The organism is Streptomyces sp. WAC 04229 (assembly GCF_003947455.1).
Taxonomy (GTDB): Bacteria; Actinomycetota; Actinomycetes; order Streptomycetales; family Streptomycetaceae; genus Streptomyces.
This window is the reverse complement of record NZ_QHJH01000448.1, coordinates 1-271: the sequence shown is the minus strand read 5'-3', so window position 1 is coordinate 271 and position 271 is coordinate 1. Positions and strand designations below refer to the sequence as shown.

Annotated in this window: 1 pseudogene; it reads left to right on the top strand. The window is 64.2% G+C overall.

Going from position 1 to position 271, the window contains the following annotated elements:
* Positions 1-126, top strand: a pseudogene (locus tag DMH12_RS40200) (IS630 family transposase); the annotation flags it as partial.
* Between the last annotated feature and the right edge of the window lie 145 nt (positions 127-271).

The window sequence follows — 271 nt, the reverse complement described above, 5'->3', positions numbered from 1 at the left end:
GACATCCGGACCTGGATCGCCGCATGGAACACCGATCCCAAGCCCTACGTCTGGATGAAGACCGCAGACGAGATCCTCGAACGCCTCGCCAGCTATCTGAACAGAATTCCTGACTCAGAAGACTAGGGCCTGTCTGACAATTCCCGTCTGCCTCGCGACGCCATGCACGCACTCTCGCCGCACCGGGCGCAGAGCCAAGTACATCCAGTACGAGGCTCCACGCCCGGCACGCCGAGAGCACGCACCTGACGCCGCGAGGCCGCCCTCCGGG